This window comes from Thermostichus sp. OS-CIW-29, assembly GCF_054058195.1.
Genome location: NZ_JBSSAB010000007.1, coordinates 19,034 through 34,900, shown reverse-complemented (window position 1 = coordinate 34,900; position 15,867 = coordinate 19,034). Strand labels below are relative to the sequence as shown.

The 15,867-nt window shown below is 57.9% G+C and carries 13 protein-coding genes and 3 pseudogenes; 8 read left to right on the top strand and 8 right to left on the bottom strand.

Features of this window, described 5'->3' with window-relative positions; translation table 11 throughout:
- Positions 1-63 precede the first annotated feature (63 nt).
- A pseudogene (gene folE, locus ACVWZJ_RS04065) lies at positions 64-633 on the bottom strand (GTP cyclohydrolase I FolE); the annotation flags it as partial.
- 251 nt (positions 634-884) lie between these two features.
- On the bottom strand, positions 885-1,616 hold the full coding sequence (locus ACVWZJ_RS04060; RefSeq protein WP_457394784.1) for an SDR family oxidoreductase: 732 nt from the start codon (positions 1,614-1,616) through the stop codon (positions 885-887).
- A gap of 242 nt (positions 1,617-1,858) precedes the next feature.
- Here ACVWZJ_RS04060 and ACVWZJ_RS04055 point away from each other — a divergent pair, with 242 nt between their 5' ends.
- The 5 genes from ACVWZJ_RS04055 (at position 1,859) to ACVWZJ_RS04035 (ending at position 6,940) form a co-directional block, all read left to right on the top strand.
- Positions 1,859-3,082 (top strand): ABC transporter ATP-binding protein, encoded by a 1,224-nt coding sequence (locus ACVWZJ_RS04055; protein WP_457384699.1) that lies wholly within the window; start codon positions 1,859-1,861, stop codon positions 3,080-3,082.
- Between the two features lie 163 nt (positions 3,083-3,245).
- Positions 3,246-3,989 (top strand): NUDIX hydrolase, encoded by a 744-nt coding sequence (locus ACVWZJ_RS04050; protein WP_414417307.1) that lies wholly within the window; start codon positions 3,246-3,248, stop codon positions 3,987-3,989.
- Positions 3,990-4,661: 672 nt separating this feature from the next.
- A complete protein-coding gene (gene trxA, locus ACVWZJ_RS04045; RefSeq protein WP_011431863.1) occupies positions 4,662-5,003 on the top strand; it encodes a thioredoxin in 342 nt (113 codons plus the stop codon).
- 114 nt (positions 5,004-5,117) lie between these two features.
- A complete protein-coding gene (locus ACVWZJ_RS04040; RefSeq protein ID WP_414417306.1) occupies positions 5,118-6,188 on the top strand; it encodes an LOG family protein in 1,071 nt (356 codons plus the stop codon).
- A 62-nt stretch (positions 6,189-6,250) separates the two neighbouring features.
- Entirely contained in the window at positions 6,251-6,940 is a 690-nt protein-coding gene (locus tag ACVWZJ_RS04035; protein WP_457384717.1) for a phosphoribosylanthranilate isomerase, read from the top strand.
- Between the two features lie 16 nt (positions 6,941-6,956).
- Here the strand turns inward: ACVWZJ_RS04035 and ACVWZJ_RS04030 are convergent, their stop codons facing one another.
- From ACVWZJ_RS04030 to rbfA, 5 genes and pseudogenes are all read right to left on the bottom strand, one after another.
- A complete protein-coding gene (locus ACVWZJ_RS04030; protein WP_414382536.1) occupies positions 6,957-7,619 on the bottom strand; it encodes a DUF4115 domain-containing protein in 663 nt (220 codons plus the stop codon).
- Positions 7,617-7,826, bottom strand: a pseudogene (locus ACVWZJ_RS04025) (helix-turn-helix domain-containing protein); the annotation flags it as partial. The pseudogene ACVWZJ_RS04025 and the gene ACVWZJ_RS04030, both read right to left, overlap by 3 nt.
- Positions 7,827-7,894: 68 nt before the next feature.
- Positions 7,895-8,743 (bottom strand): pseudouridine synthase, encoded by an 849-nt coding sequence (locus tag ACVWZJ_RS04020; RefSeq protein WP_457394779.1) that lies wholly within the window; start codon positions 8,741-8,743, stop codon positions 7,895-7,897.
- 148 nt (positions 8,744-8,891) lie between these two features.
- A complete protein-coding gene (locus ACVWZJ_RS04015; RefSeq protein WP_457394777.1) occupies positions 8,892-10,103 on the bottom strand; it encodes an RNA-guided endonuclease InsQ/TnpB family protein in 1,212 nt (403 codons plus the stop codon).
- A gap of 678 nt (positions 10,104-10,781) precedes the next feature.
- Positions 10,782-11,216, bottom strand: coding sequence for a 30S ribosome-binding factor RbfA (gene rbfA / locus ACVWZJ_RS04010; RefSeq protein WP_414328963.1), 435 nt, complete (start codon positions 11,214-11,216; stop codon positions 10,782-10,784).
- Between the two features lie 191 nt (positions 11,217-11,407).
- Here rbfA and ACVWZJ_RS04005 point away from each other — a divergent pair, with 191 nt between their 5' ends.
- From ACVWZJ_RS04005 to ACVWZJ_RS03995, 3 genes and pseudogenes are all read left to right on the top strand, one after another.
- Positions 11,408-11,623, top strand: coding sequence for a hypothetical protein (locus ACVWZJ_RS04005; RefSeq protein WP_238376842.1), 216 nt, complete (start codon positions 11,408-11,410; stop codon positions 11,621-11,623).
- Positions 11,624-11,746: 123 nt separating this feature from the next.
- Complete coding sequence (locus ACVWZJ_RS04000; RefSeq protein WP_457394773.1) at positions 11,747-13,210, top strand: cryptochrome/photolyase family protein; 1,464 nt, start codon at positions 11,747-11,749, stop codon at positions 13,208-13,210.
- 166 nt (positions 13,211-13,376) lie between these two features.
- A pseudogene (locus ACVWZJ_RS03995) lies at positions 13,377-14,281 on the top strand (IS630 transposase-related protein).
- A 68-nt stretch (positions 14,282-14,349) separates the two neighbouring features.
- Here the strand turns inward: ACVWZJ_RS03995 and ACVWZJ_RS03990 are convergent.
- Positions 14,350-15,609: a molybdopterin molybdotransferase MoeA gene (locus ACVWZJ_RS03990; protein ID WP_457394770.1), complete on the bottom strand. Its 1,260-nt coding sequence runs from the start codon at positions 15,607-15,609 to the stop codon at positions 14,350-14,352.
- Positions 15,610-15,867 lie beyond the last annotated feature (258 nt).

Here is a 15,867-nt window from a genome sequence, read left to right as displayed (position 1 = left end):
GGCTAGCATTCCCCGCCTGAGCAGAGGCTTAACCCACTCACCGACAAAGCTCCGGGAAGCTCCCTAAAAATTGGACGGATGGCGAATGAGACTCAGAAACTCTTCGCGGGTACGGGGATCCTCCTGAAACACCCCCACCATCGAGCTGGTGACCGTCCAGGAGCCGGCCTTTTGTACCCCCCGCATCACCATGCACATGTGGGTAGCCTCGATAACCACCCCCACCCCGTAGGGATCCAGCACCTCCATCAAGGCCTCAGCAATTTGCCGTGTCAGGCGTTCCTGAACCTGCAGGCGGCGGGAGTACATCTCGACGATACGGGCAATTTTGCTTAGGCCCACCACCTTTTGCTTGGGGATGTAGGCAACATGGGCTTTGCCGATAAAGGGCAGCAGATGGTGCTCGCACAGGCTAAACAGAGACACATCCCGCAACAGCACCATCTCGTCATGGCCCTCATCAAAGATGGCACTGTTCAGTAGCTCCTCCAAAGACTGCCAATACCCACTGGTCAAAAACTTCAAAGCCGCAACCACTCGTTCCGGGGTTTTTCGCAGCCCCTCCCGTTGGGGATCCTCCCCGATCCCCCGCAGCAGCGTCTCCACCGCCGCCACCATAGCCGGATCTGAGACATCCGAGCTACCCAATTCTTCTTCCGCAAAAGTGGCTCGATCTCGAATCACCCGAGACTTGAAATGGGCTTTGTCATCCATTCGAGATTGCGAGCCAGATCCGGGTTTCGCAAGGGTCATAGCAGGATATTCCTTGGTTAACGAAAGGCTAAGAGAACTCGGTGCATGCAACTCAGCTCAGGTGGCATCCAGTCAAAGGCTGCGATAGCCAGAACCCTCCCAAGTCACGGGCAACCCCAAACCAGCCAGGTCTAAAAGGCTCCCACCGCAGGCATGAAGGTGAGATCTTCCACCACCGCGCCTGTGGGCAACCGAACAATGTAGGTAATCAAATCGGCTACCCATTCCGGCGAGAGCATTTTGGAACGGTCGAAGTTGACCCCTACCGTGCCCGTATCCCAGAGGGACGTGTCCACGGCACCAGGGCACAGGCTGGTGACCCGAATGCCATGCTGTCGCTCCTCTTCGGCCAAAGCTTGAGAAAAGCCCATTAGGCCGAACTTGCTGGCACAGTAAGCTCCCCAGTTGGGAAAAGCTCGCTTGCCCGCAATCGAGATGACGTTGACAATCGTGCCGAAGCGCTGCCGGCGCATTCCGGGAAGTACGGCTTGGGCGCACAGAAAAGCTGCCGTCAAGTTCAAGTCGATCACTCGCTGCCAATCCGACAAAGGTAAGGTGGCCAAAGGGCCAACGTGGGCCATGCCCGCATTATTGACCAAGACATCGCAGACGCCAAATCGATCCAGGAGAGCCTGCAACTGCTGGGGCAGAGCTGCTAAGTCGGCCAAGTCCATGGGAAAAACCGCTGCCTTGCCGCCCTGGGCTTGGATTTGGGCTTGCACCGCCAGCAGATCAGGTTGGGAACGGGCCACCAGAGCTACTGCTATCCCTTGTCGGGCTAGGGCTAGGGCTACAGCTCTGCCGATCCCTCGACTGGCCCCTGTAATCAGAGCACGTTCGGGAAACTTTGTCTCAAAACTCATTTACAACAAGCCTCTGGAGTGCGCCACACAAGCAAGCGCCGCCCAGGCCTGAGAAACTTCGTTAACTAAGTTTAACACTGATTTTCCGCTGCTTCGCTTGGAATCAGGGCGAGGCGTAGAAACCTTATTCTGTCCTGCTCAAGATCTGGCTGCTGGCTGTTGGATCTCGATCCGGTTGGACGGGATCCGGGGACATGGTAGTGTGGTAAAAATAGTGAAAATCTTTTGCAACAAAAACCGTCATGGCTGAGTTCTTGTTTTCTCCAAGTCCCACTGCCGCGCGGGAGGATCCCTCCTACATCCTTCAGCTTGAGGGCATCAGCAAGGGGTTTCCCGGCCAGCGGCAGTTGGTTTTGCGGGAAGTCGAGTTTCGCCTGCCCCAAGGAGACATCCTCAGCATTGTGGGCCCATCAGGTTGTGGGAAAACCACCTTATTGCGCACCATTGCCGGATTTGAGCAGCCGGATAGCGGGCGGATCCTGCTGGGGGGGCAGGTTGTGGCTGGGGAGGGGCAGTGGATCCCACCGGAGCGACGGGGAGTGGGGCTGGTGTTTCAGGATTTTGCCCTGTTTCCCCACTTGAACGTGTTGGCCAATGTGATGTTTGGCCTCCGACCCACTACCCCGTTTGCGTCGGCGGCAGGGGGTGGCAATCGCTCCCCCTCAACTGAGTTGCGAGCTGAGTTGCGAGGCGCTGCCCAACAGGCGCGGGAACGCGCTTACGAGGTGTTGCGGTTGGTGGGCCTGGAAGACTACACCCATCGTTATCCCCACGAGCTTTCGGGCGGGCAGCAGCAGCGGGTGGCTTTGGCGCGGGCTTTGGCCCCCAGGCCTAGCTTGATCCTGTTGGATGAGCCGCTGAGCAATTTGGATGTGCAGGTGCGCTACTACCTGCGGGAAGAAATCCGCAAAATCCTCAAGCAAACCCAGACCTCGGCCATTTTTGTCACCCACGACCAAGAGGAGGCTCTCTGCCTCTCCGACTGGGTGGCGGTGATGCGGGAAGGCCGTATTGAGCAATGGGGATCCCCGGAGGAGGTTTACCGGGAGCCGGCTACTCGCTTCGTGGCAGAGTTTATTACCCAGGCCAACTTTCTGCGCTGTGAGCGGCGGGAGTTTGGTTGGCAGGCTGAAGAGCTGCTGCACATCCCATTCCAGGCTTTGAGGGATCAGCCCGACCCCAGCTTGCGCTGCGCAGAGTTGATGGTTCGACAGGAGGAGTTGCATTTGCATCCTGATCCTCAGGGCGGCATTGTCATTCGGGATCGACAGTTTTTGGGGCGAGAGTACCGCTATTCCCTGATCACAGCAGCCGGCAAAGAATTGCACGCCCTAGCCCGGGAAGCCCTGCCTGTGGGCGCGCGGGTTCACATTGCTGTTGGGCAAGGTCGGCTGTTCCCCCTCGCTGAGGGGTCCTCCGTGGCTGAAAAAGAGCCAAATCGCGCAAAAAGTAAAAGTGTTGCCTGAGTCGGGGTTCTTTTGCACACCCTCGGCAACGCATCTTCCCCCCAGAACACGCAAGCCCTTGCCCCAGACAAGGCTTAGACCGGCAAGACGGTGGTTCATGCCGGCGGCTCCCTCTGGAGCGACAAACTGGGTAGGCTGTTGGTGGAGGATTCAGTGCCAAGCTATGCAGGGATCCCGCATCGTGGCAGGCCCATCGGAGAACCGGATCGCCTTGGCGGAGTTCCGGGTGGGCGTGGATGCGGTCATTTTCTCCATCGACACTGAGCAGAATCGCCTCCTGGTGCTGCTGGTGCGGCGGCGGGAGGATCCCTTCCGCGGTTGCTGGGCCCTGCCAGGAACACTGGTGCGGCGCTCAGAATCCCTAGAAGCAGCGGCCTACCGCATCTTGGCGGAGAAAATTCGTGTTAAAAACCTCTATCTGGAGCAGCTCTACACCTTCGGGGGGCCGGAGCGGGATCCCCGCGAGGCCGAGGATGGCTATGGAGTGCGCTACCTGTCGGTCAGCTACTTTGCCCTGGTGCGGTTCCAGGATGCTGAATTGCTGGCAGACGGAGTGGAGGGCATTGCCTGGTATCCCGCCGACCAAATTCCCTCTTTAGCCTTTGACCACGAAGAGATTTGCCGCTATGCCCGCCGTCGCCTCTGCGCCAAGTTGGAGTACAGCCCGATTGCCTTTGACATTTTGCCCGCCACCTTCACGCTAGGGGAGGTCTATCAGCTCTACGGCACCGTTTTGGGCGAGGGGTTCTCCGACTACTCCAATTTTCGCGCCCGCCTACTGAAACTGGGTATCTTGCAAGATACCGGCCAGAAAAGTTCCCAAGGAACAGGCAGACCGGCAACCCTCTACCGTTTTGATGCGGCTGCTTTCGAGAAAATCCGTCATAAGCCGATGGTGTTTGTCTGAAGGCCGTCTGAGGGATCCCGGCTCGCCAAGGCCAAGCTGGCCAGATCGGTTGGTATAGATTGGCTTTTATTCAAAGGGAGTTCCATTACATGACCACCTAGACAAAGGTTTATGCCTTGATCATGGTCATTTCAAGTTAGGCTGAGACACTTCCCAACTACTCCGCGTCGCTTCCACAACTATCCTCAACCCCTCTTCCAATGGAACAGTTTCATTCCTCGTTAAAATGACTACAGTCGTTTCAGGTTAGGGTGAGACGCCTAGGCTACTGAGAAAAGCTTTCTAGCCCTTTGCATTATTGCTCCGCAACGCTGACGCGACCAAGGTTTTAGGTGTGGGTGCAGTGTCCTAGTTTGAATCAAAGTGACCATATAGGATAGGAGCAGCCTGGTCATGACGCACTCAACTATCCCGGGAACCTTGCCAAGACAAATCTTTTGATGGATGCCGTAGAAGCCTGCTTCAGCACGGCTCAGATGCTTTCGGTGCCGTCCCCAAACTGCCTAGCGCTGCGGTTGGCTGAGCGAAGGTCTCAGGCCGGGATCCCAAGGGACAGTTCCTTTGGCGAACGCTCCGTGTAGTAGCAATGGAACAGGCTGAGGTCACCAGCAGCCTGGGGGCTGTGCTAAGATCAGAGACCGTGACAGGTGTTGTTTCAGGAGTTATCCAGGCATGTCTGCAGCAATAGATATCGCTGATGCCACCTTTGAGGCAGAGGTGCTGCGCAGCGATATTCCAGTTCTGGTTGATTTTTGGGCACCTTGGTGTGGCCCCTGTCGGATGGTGGCTCCTGTGGTTCAGGAGATAGCTGAGCAGTATGTTGGCAAAGTTAAGGTTGTAAAAATCAACACCGACGAGAACCCTCAAACTGCCAGCCAGTACGGTATTCGCAGCATTCCCACCCTGATGTTGTTCAAGGGCGGCCAGAAAGTGGATGTGGTGGTTGGCGCCGTACCCAAGGCAACTCTAACCACGATTTTGGAAAAGCACTTCGACACACCTGCCGAAGCCTGAGGGCTATGCCTTGGGTGTTTCAGAATGTAACTTTTGGGTTCTGGATTAGAACCCAGCTACCATTTTGTGCCGAGAACTGATTAAAGTAATTCCAGAGAACTTTAGGATCCCAGCTTGACCGATTCCGTTTCTTCCCTTCTGCAAGAAGTTTTTTCCAACGCTGAGACCCGCCTAAAGCAGTTGGAGTATCATCCCAACCGGACGGCCTGGCTGCGTATTTTGCAGTCGCTGCAGCGCATGGGATCCCTGGAGCTGAGCCGTTTAGATGCCAAGATCTTGGCGGCTACTCTTGAGGATCTGGAGCAGGGGTTTGCCGCCTTCCAAAACTATGCCCACCAACGCAAGATCACCGTTTTCGGGTCGGCACGACTGGGGCCAGAAAGTCCCGAATATCGCCAGGCCCAGTTGTTCGCCTACTGCATCAGTCAACGGGGATTCATGGTGATGACGGGGGGCGGCGGCGGCATTATGGAAGCCGGCAACCGAGGGGCAGGGCTGGAAAACTCTTTTGGGCTCAATATCCAGCTTCCCTTTGAGCAAATGGCCAATCCCGTTATTGCTGCCAGCGATCGGGTCATCAACTTCAAGTATTTCTTTTCGCGCAAGCTCTTTTTTGTTAAAGAAACCGACGCGCTGGTGCTTTTTCCCGGCGGTTTCGGCACTCAGGATGAAGCCTTTGAATGCCTAACCCTGATGCAAACCGGCAAAACCAAGCTCATGCCCTTGGTGCTGGTGGACAGAACAGGTGGCTGCTACTGGAAAGAATGGGACGAATACGTGCGGGAGCACCTGCTTGGTCGCGGCTTGATCAGCCCAGAAGATCTCTTCCTCTACACCCTAACCGACGACGTGGAAGATGCCTGCCAGCAGATTGTCGATTTTTATCGCGTCTTTCACAGCAATCGCTACGTGCGGGAGCTCCTGGTTTTGCGCTTGAACACCAGACTCTCACCGGAAGCCCTAGACATCTTAAACGAAGAGTTTGCCGATATTCTCGATTCGGGCCGGATCGAGCAAACTGGGGCCTTGCCGGAGGAAGCCGAGGAAGATATTGCCCATCTGCCACGGCTGGTGATGCACTTCAACCAGCGCAACTTCGGACGGCTATGGCAAATGGTGCGCCGGATCAACAAGCTTCACCCGGAACAGCCGGATCCTCTGCAAATGCGCCCTGAACAAAAGTAGATGTATCAGCGCTCTCAGAACCATCCAAGAACCAGCAGCCAATTGTTTTGGTGGTGCTCCCAATGGGCCGGTTGTTTGTCAAAATCTGCGGCATCACCCGTCAGGATCAGGCGGAGGCCATCGCCGCGCTGGGGGTGAGTGCCCTTGGGTTCATCGCGGTGCCCAATACCCCCCGCTATTTGCCCCTCTCGGAAATGGCTCGTTGGGTGGGATCCCTGCCCGGCCCTGTGGAAAAGGTGGGGGTCTTCCTGGATCAGGATCCCCGCGCCATCGCCTCCTGGGTGGAAACGGTGGGCCTCACGGCTGTCCAGTTGCATGGCCAAGAATCCCCGCAAGATTGTCAGCAATTGGGGGAATGGCTTCCCGGGATCCGCCGCATCAAGGCCCTGCGCGTCCGCCAGCCGCAAGATCTGGAAGTGGCCAATCTCTACCGAGACTGTGTGGAGATGCTGCTTTTGGATGCTTATCACCCCCAACAGGCGGGTGGAACGGGGCGAACTCTGAATTGGTCAGAACTTGCCCACCGCTCCCTGCCCTTGCCTTGGCTACTGGCTGGTGGGCTGAACCCGGACAATGTTCTGCAGGCGCTCAGCCACCTGCAGCCAAGCGGCATCGACCTCTCCAGTGGTGTGGAACGTCGGCCAGGCGATAAAGACATCGACAAAGTCCGGCACCTGCTGCAGCAGCTTGGCTCCCAAGGGTGGGAGATTGCTCCTACTCTGCCGCCGATAACGCCAAGCGCAACGGGATGATCATTTGGCTGGGTTCCTACTGCAGCGACTGAATATCCAACCCCGGCTCGAACATCAGCTCTTTCACTTCCCCAAATCGGCCCATCACTCCAAGCTCCCGGTCGTTAAAGGTCACCAACACACCGCCCGCATTGCCGGTACGCAACACGATTGACTGCTCCGCTTCCCAATTCAACTCGGCCCCTGGCTGTAAGGTGGCCTCAAAAACCGTTTGCCCATCGGCGATGACCCGCAACCAGGAAGGGCGCTCCACAACGCGAATATCCAGACGCACCGGCTTGCGCCCCGCCCCCCCTGAGTGAGCTTCCAAGACCTCGGGGAAGACGCCCTGAATGCGCGTCCATTGGTCGAGGGTGGGAAACAGTTGGCGGGCCGTGGGCTGAGCTGCCGACAGAGTGGGATCCGGGGAGTTGGCAGCAGGCGGTTGCTGGCCGGAGCCTTCCCGGCCAACTGTTGGCAGGCTCACCAGCCAACGCCCAAAAGGATTGCCTGTGCCCTCCAAAAGAGCTGATAATCCCCCCACCGTCAGCACAATCAGCACCACATAAGCGGCCCAAAGGTGGAGAGGGCGCAGGGCAAAGGCAGGTTGCTGGCCGACAACAGCAAGAGGAGCTGGCGCGCGGGGGGTTTTGGCCGATAAAAGCGGAGAGGCACGCCGAGAGAGGGTTTCGCCATCCAACCCCAAATAGTCGGCATAGCGCTTGAGAAACCCTTGCACATACACCGGCTCCGGTAACCGGCTCAAGTCAGCTTCCTCCAGCGCCTGCAGATATTGGCAGCGAATGAAGGTATCGTTAGCTACTTCTGTCAACGTCAGTCCCCGTGCCTCCCGTGTTTGCCGCAACAGGGATCCCAGGGCTTCTAAAGAGTGTGCTGGCTCTTGCATCATTTGGCCACCTGCGGAAGAAAGGAGGCTACTGTGAGAGTTTGCACTCAGTTAGAGGCTCTGACGAGCTAATCGCGTGAGCGGGCCGGAGGCCTTAGAGGGCGCTTCCCGATCGCGTAAGCGGGACGGAGTCCTTGCGAGGATAAGCTGCTGTGCCCGGTGAGAGGGGCCAGCAAAGCTTGGAGCTCATGGGGATCCAACTGGCGGAACTGGCCTGCTTTCAGGTTGCCCAAGCCCAGTGGGCCAATGGCTTCCCGATGTAAGCTGAGCACCGGATGCCCAAGACGCTCCGCCACCCGCCGAATTTGCCGGTTGCGTCCCTCAAACAACACCACCCTCAGCCAGGAGCAATTGGGATGCTCCCTTTGCCGGAAATCCGGGGCAGGACAAAACTCCACCTCCGCCGGCAGAGTGGTGTACCCCTCTAAGTCTACTCCGTCTCGCCAATGTTGCAGAGTGGCCTGACTCGGATGCCCTTGTACCTGTACCCGGTAGGTTTTGGGCAGATGATAGCGCGGATGGGTCAGCTTCAAGGTCAAGTCGCCATCATTGGTGAGCAGCAAAGCGCCACTGCTGTCCGCATCCAGCCGGCCCACCGGGTAGAGGCGGGTTTGCCGTTTCCAAGATGGGGGGAGCAGATCCAGCACCGTCTTGCGTCCCCAAGGATCTGCACAGGTTGACAAAACCCCCACTGGCTTGTGCAGGAGCAAAACATGGCGCGCCAGATCCTTGGTCAAAGGGATCACCTGACCATCCACCTCGATGCAATCCCGCTCTGGGTCGGCTTTGGAGCCCAGCTCAGTGACCACCTTCCCATTGACCCGAACGCGCCCGGCCAGGATCCAGGCTTCCACCTGGCGACGCGAGGCCAATCCCTGCTGAGCCAAGAGCTTCTGTAGCCGTTGGGGTTCTGCCATGGGGATTTGAACAGCAAAAGCAGCAACCGAAGCTGGGGGTGCTAGGCGGCAGAGCCTGGGGCCTCCGGCCCGCTTACGTGAACGGGGTTGGAGAGCCGGTCGGACAAATCAGCAGAATTGGAGGGCAACAGCAGCATCTCCGAGTAAACTACCCGACTCCGACCGCTAAAGTGGTACGGAGCGGGCTTTCAGTAGCCCTGAGCCTGCTCTGCTCTACCAGAGAACAAAACAGGCCTGAACCTCTAGGCTGGTTTACGACAGCCCCCAAAAGCGCAATCACATTCGCACCATTCAAATCCGCATCTCCTTCCCATCCACAGTGCCCACACTTGAACGACTTGCCACTGCGGTAGGACTTGCCCTGCTCAGGGTGGATGTGTAAGCACCGGTGACAGGTCTGCGACGTGTAAGCAGGCGGCACAGGAATCAGAGAAACCCCTGCAGCCCTCGCCTTGTATTCCAGAAACTGACGTAGTTGGTAGAACGCCCAACTGTTGGCCCTGCGCCGCTCGGCTTTGCTGCGGGGTTGTTGATTGACTCTTTTCCGGATCCCTGTCAGGTCTTCCAGGGCGATAGCGCTGTTGGTAGCTTTTGCCCTAGAGACAATAGCTTTGGAGATGCGATGATTGACCCACGCCTGAAAACGTCTCTCCTTGCCAGACAGCCGTTGCAGCAGTTCTCTGCATCTGCGCCGCGAACTGCGTGTGCCCTTACTGGCTTTGCGTTGGAGTACCGCCCTCAATCGGGAGTAGTGGTCTCGGACTCGGTTCAACTGCTGTCCATTCCAGTTATCCCCTTCTGACGTATGGGCAATATCCGTCCTCCCCAAGTCCACCCCCAGCACTCTGCCCGTGCGTTGCGGCGGGGATGGCTCCGCTTCCACACAGATCTGAATAGAGTAGGAGCCGTCTTTACGCTTGACCAGGGTGGCAGATTTGGGGTTGGAGCCCGCCAGCCGTTCTCTCTGGTAGCGGCCAATCGCCAGCTCAAAGCGCTCCCGACCCTCCACCGTGGTCAGCGACACCGTCCAGTCTTTCTCGCGGAACGAAAAGATACGAGCGTCGTAGGTAGCGAAGCCCCCTTTGAACGCTTTGACGGGGCGGTTTTTCTGTTGGGCAACTTTACGGGCGCCGGCCAGCCGTCTGCAGACCTGCTGAGCCAAGTTACTGGATAAGCCGAACCGGGCACGGATTTCGCGGTAGCACAGAGACTGGAGCTTAACGGCGTTGGCGACTTTCTCGGGTGTGTTTTGGTTGACCCAGTTCAAGGCTTGGCCAAAAGCCTCCAAAGTCGCGTCCAATTTGGCGGCTTGCGACTGGGACACCTTGAGCTTGCAGGATACGGTCAGGACTTGGGTCATAGTTCTATTGTAACCTCGCATTCCTCCCGGCACTGACCCTACGGGTACAGTGCGGGGCTCCTGCGATTTCTAGCTGAAGGGCAACCTGCAGGCTCGGCCAAGGCCTCCGGCCCGCTCACGCGAAGGGAAGATTTTTGCCTCAAGGCCCCCAGAGCCGCCATGAGCTGCGGCAGAGCCAGCAAAAGGTGCTGAGTGGCCTGTTGGGGTTGCCCTTTCAAGCAGGAAACCAAAGCTTCGGTAACACTCTGGTTTAGGGCCTGCAGAGCTTGGAGTGGAGTAGCACCCCCTAGAGAGGGATCCGGTTGCAGTGGGCTTTGAACATCCATGAAAAGGCAGGAAAGGCATGGACAGCAACCTTACAGCCCTTTCGCAGGTTGACCACAACAACGCCGCTGCCCTTTGGAGCAGAGCGCTCTGGTTTGCGCAAGTGTGCCGCAGACATGGAGTCCTGTACGGATAGACGATCGGGGGAAGGGCTGTATAGCTCCCTTAAGCCTAACAAATCCAAAAACTTCAGGGCCTCCGGCCCGCTTACGCGAACGTCAAAAACTTTTCTTGGATGTTGTCCGCATTGCTGCAAAGCAAAGGCCCCTCTATCTAGTGGCCATCAAGGCAGATCCTTTGCTCTCTCGTGCAAAGCAGGCTGAGCTCCAGCGCGGATCCCTCGAAATGGTGCAACTATTCGCCGCTCGATTCGTTTTCTTCGCCCTCGGCGGTGTCCTCAACCCCAGCTTGGGATCCCTCCGGTTCCTGGGCCTCAGAGGTCTGTCTCAGTTGGTTAAGCAGAGCCAAAACGCGGGATCCCCGCTCCAAAGAGCGATCCTGCAAAAACACCACCGTTGGCACCCGTCGCAGGCTGAGGCGCTGGCCGATTTCCCGCCGCACAAAGGGTGTGGCCGCTGCTAGCCCTTCCATAGCTCGGTGTTGAGCTGTCTCATCCCCATAAATGCTGACGAAGATGCGGGCGTTTTGCAGGTCATTGGAAACCTCGACATCCACAATGCTGACCATCCCTGCCCCAACCCGGTCATCTTTGATCTCCGAGAGCAGGATTTGGCTGACCTCTCGTTTGATCAGCTCTGCTACCCGTGCCACCCGTCGCGCTGTCGCCATTTTTGGATACCTAGGCTAACATCATCCGCAAGCCTGCTCTGGCTGGTGTGGAGCTCAGCCCTTGCCGGCTCGATCCCAAGAACAGTAGCCAATGCTACGAGCATCTCTTCCTTCCACCTTTATCCTGAGTCCATGTCCATCTTGCCTTGAGTATGAATACCTAAAGCCATCGATGGATGGATGGAGACGTGATGATCAAGACGCCAGAGGCGCTGCGGCGCTCCATTGAGCAGTTCATGCTGAATGTGACGGAGCCGCTTGACCCGTTGCTCTCGCTGAAGCTGACTCAGCTTGTGGTGATGTTGGGGGATACAGCTTACGCGATGGGATACAGCGATGGCCAGCAAAAGCCAGAGGAGCGCTGCCGCTATTGTCCCAGTCGGGTGTTCGACAGTCTAGAGCTTTGATAGGGTTCTTCAAGGTTCTTTAGAATGTAGCTTCTGGCCGCCCCGGCTCCCAGCCTTGGGGGGGGGTGAGTTGAAAGAGGCGGTGGCAACCGGCCAAGATGGGATCCCATTGCTTGGCAGCCTATGACTTCCCCCGTTTTGCTTTGGCATCGTCGCGATCTGCGGTTAGGGGACAACACAGCCCTGCATGAGGCAGCCCAGCGCAGCTCCCAGGTGGTGCCTGTCTTCATTTTCGACCCCCAGATCTTAGGGCGGTCGGACATGGCTCCGGCCAGGGTGGCCTTTTTGCTCCAGGCTCTGCAAGAGCTCCAAGAGCGCTACGCCCAGATGGGGATCCCACTGATCTGGCGGCTGGGGGATCCCTCGGTGGAGTTGCGGTGCTTGGCCACAGACCTGGGAGCCAGGGCCGTGTTTTGGAATGCCGATGGGGAGCCGTTCGCCCTACAGCAAGAGAGTCGAGTGCAGGCCAGTTTGGCCGCAGCCGGGATCCAGTCCTTCTCCTACCAAGATATGCTGCTGCACGGGCCGGGGGAAGTGTTGACCCAGGCGGGGGAGCCCTATTCGGTCTTCACTCCCTTCTGGCGCAGGTGGGCGAGCTTGTCCAAGCGGGATCCCTACCCGATTCCCAAAGGGCTACAACCGGTGTCCGGTCTGAAGGCGCAGCCTCTACCGACTTTGGCAGATTTGGGCTTTGTCTGCGACCAGCGGATCCCGGCAGCGGGGGAAGCAGCGGCTCAAGCCCTTTTGGAAGACTTTTGTCAGGGTTTGCGCATTTTGGACTACGAGCGAGCCCGCAACTTCCCGGCTGAGCCGGGCACTTCTCTACTGAGCCCCCACTTGTGCTGGGGAACGATCGGCATTCGCCAGGTGTGGCAAGCCACGCGGGAGGTGGAAGCCGAGGTGCGCAGCCAAGAGGCCGAAAGCAGCTTGCAAACTTGGCGGCAGGAGCTGTGCTGGCGAGAGTTTTACAAGCATGTCTTGGCCCACTGGCCCCACGTGGAAACCGGAGCCTATCGACGAGCCTTCGACGCCCTGGAGTGGGACAATCGGCAGGACTGGTTTCAGGCCTGGTGCACCGGTCAGACGGGCTACCCCATCGTGGATGCGGCCATGCGCCAACTGAACGAAACCGGCTGGATGCACAACCGCTGCCGCATGATTGTAGCCAGCTTCCTGACCAAGGATCTGCTCATCGATTGGCGCTGGGGAGAACGCTACTTTATGCAAAAGCTGGTGGATGGGGATCTGGCGGCCAATAACGGCGGTTGGCAGTGGAGCGCCAGTGTGGGCACGGATCCCAAGCCCCTGCGCATCTTCAACCCGGCCACGCAAGCAGCCCGCTATGACCCGGAAGGAGAGTACATCCGTCGCTATCTGCCGGAGCTGGCACGGCTGGATACGCCGGCTCTGCTGTGGGTGGGAGATGACCCCAAGGGAGCCTGGGCTTTGCGGGAACGGCGAAGTTGTGGCTATCCGGATCCCATTGTGGATCACAAGGTGCAGCAGCAGGCGTTCAAACGGCGCTACCAGGCGGTGCAGCAGGCCTACTCTAGGTCTGTTCGAGACGGTCTCCCCCCTCCTTCCTAGTCCTCTGTGCCGCTGCCCCCTCTCTCGACGACGGCAGACAAAAGGCAAGACAGGTGCCATTTGAAATGACCACAAAGCAGGTCTGTGTAGTTGTAGTCAATTCAGTTGACAATGAGACGGTGTTAAAGGCAAGATGACGTGGGGGTAGACCTCAGGAGGAAGCTTCATGACCTACAGCTTAGACCTGAGAGAGAGAGTCGTAGGGTATGTCCAGGAAGGGGGCAGCCCCACTGCAGCTGCACAGATGTACAAAGTCAGTCGTGCAACGGTTTATCGCTGGCTGAACCGAGAAGACCTGAGGCCGACAAAAGTCAAGACTCGGAAGCGAAAGATAGACTTGGTCGCTTTGCAGCAAGACGTAGAACAGTACCCAGAAGCTCGACTGAAGGATAGAGCCCAGAGGTTTGGCGTCCATCCCAGCGCTATTTACTATGCTCTTAGGAAGATGAAAACAACGCGAAAAAAAAGAGTTAAGGCACCGAGAGCGGGATTGGCAAGAGAGAATTCAAGAGAGAATCAACGACTCTAGGGTCTTGAGGGAGTTGGTTCAGAAGTATGGAAGTGAGAGTTTAGCTTACAATGGGCTCTGCACCGCTGACGCGAATGATGAGAGAATGACGAGACAGGGTTTGGGGAGATACGCACCTGTTTTATGCTTGGCCAAAGAGAGGGGAGAAAGTTTATGGGAAGAGAGAGAGCTGAGTAGCCGGTAGGAAGAAGGAGAGAGGGGGTTTGATAGCCCCGACGCTTTTTCAAGTAGCTCGAATGCGGAAGAACTTGAGGGACACTAAATGCCGAGTTTGGAGAGGACATCTGTATTGACTCTGGGCAATGGGCCGATTCAAAGGCCTAGGGCCTGCTCGGCGAACGGAAGGGAAGGATAAAGGATTTGATGAAAGCGGCAGGGCAGGAGGTGGTTTTTTGCTGAGGCCCTCGCCAGACTTGAATGAGATTGAGGGTGACTTTAGTGCTCTCAAGAGGGCAAGGATGCATGCTGATAGAGGAACTTCTGTGGATGAAGTGATAAGGCCTGCGGTCCGCTGTTGCAGACGGAACTGTTGTACTGGCTAGCGTCTCATTGTTATTTGGATTGACTATGGCGGCTATTCCAGCAGCAGCGAGAGGAGGGCTAGGGATCTTCAGGGCAGTTGCAGCACCTGAACGGGCGAACCAGCAGGGATCTGGGTTGTCCCTACTGGCAGCACAGCCAAGGCATTACAGCCAGCCAGACTGATGAGATTGCCGGAATTGAGGTTGGCGGCGGGCTGAAATTGGATCCCCTCAGGCCTGACCTGCAGCCGTCCCCAGAGATAGTGTTCCCGCTGACCGTCGGCATGCAGATCCACCGGGCTGAAGGCGGAGAGGATCTGCCAGTAGGGGGGCAGGGATCCGCCCATTTTTCGCAGGGCCGGGTGCAAAAAGCGCCAGAAGGTCACCAGGGCAGAGGCAGGGTTGCCCGGCAGGCCAAAGTAGAGCTTGGGGGGGCCGTGGGGATTGGGAAAACGAGCCACCGTCAGGGGTTTGCCCGGCTTGATGGCCACGCTGCGGATGAAAATCTCGCCTCCCAACTCCTCCAGCACCTTTTCCACCAGGTCAAAATCCCCCACCGATACCCCTCCGGAAGAGATCACCCCATCGGCGGAGGCCAGGGCCTGCTGGACGACCTGCCGCAACACCTGGAGCCGATCCGGCACGATGCCTAACTGGATCGGGATCCCACCCGCTGCCTTGACCAGAGCCGCTAAGCCGTACTGGTTGGAATCCACGACCTGCCCCGGCCCCGGCACCTGCTGGATGGGCACTAGCTCATCCCCTGTCGAGAACAGGGCTACCCGGGGCTGACGAAACACCGGCACCATCGCCTGTCGGATGGCGGCCAAAACGGCTAGCTCCGCTCCGCCCAAAGCCTGCCCTGCCGGCAGGAGGGGATCCCCCTGGCGGGCAAAGTCTCCCTGAGGCCGGACAAATTGGCCCCGCTGCGGACGCTGCAAGAGGCGAACGGTTCCTGGCGAAGGTTGCTGCGTGTATTCCTGCATCACCACGGTGTCCGCACCGCCGGGCAAGAGGGAGCCGGTGTAGAGACGCACCGCTTGTCCGGGCTGGAGCTCTCGGGTGGGTGCCTTTCCGGCGGGGAGAGTCTCGATCACCTGCAGCTCACAAGGGATCCCCGCTTGCACATCTTCATGGCGCACGGCATAGCCATCCATACTGGAGGTGGGATGGGCCGGAAAATCCTGGGGGCTATACACAGTTTGGCTGAGAACGCGGCCTTGGGCGGATCCCAGCTCCACCCACTCTGTGCCCAGCGGCTGAACCGCCTGCAAAATCAGGGCTTCTGCTTCGGCCACCGGCAGCATCACGGCTTTTAAACCCCCTTCTCCAACACCTTTCTTCAGCATCCAGAAGTCGGTTCCGCCAAGGCCATTAAATTACAACTTAAACTGCGAACAGCAGCCATGAATTCCGACCTTGGCATGAGAGGTGTATGACCAGGATCCCACCAAGCCCCAGAGCTGGCAAGAAGTCGCAGCAAGTTGCCCATTGGGAGCTGCAGCTCTTTCGAATTCGGGATCCCGGTCTTGTTGGGGAGATGGGGATCCCGGCAGCGTTGCAGCCGGCCACAGGCTATCTGGCTGCCGCGGCTGCGGAAGCTGGAT